Genomic DNA, 2319 nt, shown 5'->3' on the forward strand with positions numbered 1-2319 from the left:
AGGCGGTGGTGGCGGTGGCGCCGCAGGCTCCATCTACGTGCGCAGCGTGCAGTCCTGCTCCCTGAGCACCGCGGTCATCAGTCCCGCAGTCACGGGCGGCTGTACGCCCCTCTAAGGGCATACGTCGCATGGCTTCAAGCCTTTCAGAGCCAATGTTCTGGCAATGAGAGGTTGACGGGTACAGTGCGGCACCATGCGTCTGACTTGTCTATTGACCTGCGTGGTGCTGCTCACCGGCTGCCGGATGAAGGACCCCGCCGAGGGGGTGCTTCGCGTCACGGTGGAGTTCCCCTCCTACCGGCCCCAGTGCCTGCGCGTGGAGGTCAGCAGCGGAAGCAGTCAGGTGGGAACCGACCTTCCCTCCAGCCAGTTCAAGGCCCCTGACGCGAAGAAGGTCCAGGTCGCCATGGTCCGCAAGCCGGCATGGGGCGACCGGCTGAACGTGAAGGTGACCTCGTTCGCGGCCGTCAGCGGCAATCAATGCTCCGGTTCGGTCGTGGAGACTCACGAGGACCGCGCGTTGGATGCACCTCCTGGAAAGTCCATCGACCGGACCTTCACGCTCCAGGCGGTGTTCCACGATGACGATGGAGATGGCTTCGTCGCGAGCGGCCCAGGAGTGGAGTCGCCCGACTGTGATGACTCCCGAGCCGACGTCTACCCGGGAGCACCGGAGCAGTGCGACACGGCCGTCGACTTCGACTGTGACGGCAAGAAGGGGTGCGCGGATTCGAAGTGCGCGGACAGGACGTGCACGGACGCCAACGACCTGTGCAACAAGAACAAGAAATGCGTCGGCATCGGCGACGCGGCGTTGTGCGGCGGTGGCGAGCCGAAGTGCACTCAGCCGACGGGCCAGTGCCAGGCGCCCGTGACATGCGAGGCCTCTACGGGTGCATGCATTGAGGGGCCCGTGGTCGTGGGCGCATCCTGTGACCCCGGGAATCCGTGCATCACCAATGGCCGGTGCACGGCCGACAAGCAGTGCGTCGGCGACGTGAAGACGTGCACCCTGCCCCCGAATCCCCAGTGCCAAGCTGCCACGGGAGCCTGCAACCCGACCAACGGCATCTGTGACTACGCCCCTAAATCTGCCACGACGTCCTGCGAGGACGGCAACGTCTGCCATGACCCGGGGTTCTGTGATGGCAATGGAACGTGTATCGGCAAGGACACGCCCTGCCCGCTCCGGGAGTGCAACACGGTTGCAGGCTGCACGCGAAACAATTCCTGCATGTACGCGGGAGACCCGACGCAGATCAATCTGCCCTGCAGCGAGGACGCTTCGGGCTTGCCGCGCGTGTGCCGCGCGGATGGCCAGTGCGTCGCGTTCCCCTACACGCCCGCCAACTTCAATCCGAACTCCATTCCCGGCGGCGAGATTCGTGAGCTGAGGACCACCGGAGCGGTGGTGTTCGATACGGATGCGAAGACCTGGACCCCCAGCGGCGCCGGCCCGGCTACGGGGGACATCGTCATCAAGACCCTGTCCCAGGCAGGCGGTCCGGACATCCTGCTCATCCCGGTGCGCACCCTGGCCCTGGGCGGAGGGCTGCGCATCGTGGGCAGCCGCCCCCTCATCCTCGCCGTGTACGGGGACGCGACGGTGAACCACGACATCCTGGCCAGCGGGCGCATCGTGAATGGCGCACCGGTTCCCGGGACTGGCGGCAATCAGGGGTGCGCCGCGTCGCAGGGCAGGGCCGGAACGTATGGCGGAGGCCAGGGTGGCGGCGGAGGTGGTGCGGGCGGAGCGACGCCTGGAGGCAATGGCGGCAGGGGCTACAACACCACCGCCACGCGAGGTGACGCAGGCAGCCAGCAGGCATCGGCCTTCACGCCGCTCATCGGTGGGTGCCCGGGAGGCAATGGCGGGGGCACAAGCAACGCGGCTGGCGGGCTCGGAGGAGCTGGCGGCGGCGCCCTCCAAATCTCTGTGGCCAGGACGCTCACCCTCGGGAAGGGCCTCTCTGTGAGTGGCGGCGGTGGCTTGGGCGGCAAGGCGAACCCCTCAGGCCCAGCAGCAGCGGGAGGCGGAGGCGGCGGGAGTGGCGGCCGAGTGGTGCTGGAAGCCTTCCAGGTGACCCTGACGTCCGCGGCTCGGATCACCGCCAATGGCGGCGGGGGTGGCCAGGGGGGTGGTGCAGGTAACGGCACTGCGAACAACGGAGCGGATGGTTCAAGCGGCAGTGAGATCAGTGGAGACGGCGCCAGTGGCGGCGCTGGAAGCAGCGTTGTTGGTGGTGATGGCGGCGCTGGCGGCGCCTCGAGCAGTCCCTACGCGGGCAATTTTGGAGCAACGCTCTTGGGGGCAAGCGG

The 2319-nt window shown here is 67.5% G+C and carries 1 protein-coding gene; it reads left to right on the top strand.

Annotated elements, in window-relative coordinates; genetic code table 11:
• Positions 1-193: 193 nt before the first annotated feature.
• On the top strand, positions 194-2319 hold a 2126-nt coding region (locus tag D7X55_RS38590), incomplete at its 3' end, for a putative metal-binding motif-containing protein (protein ID WP_121725641.1).

It is taken from the genome of Corallococcus sp. AB049A (genome assembly GCF_003668885.1).
GTDB lineage: Bacteria > Myxococcota > Myxococcia > Myxococcales > Myxococcaceae > Corallococcus > Corallococcus interemptor.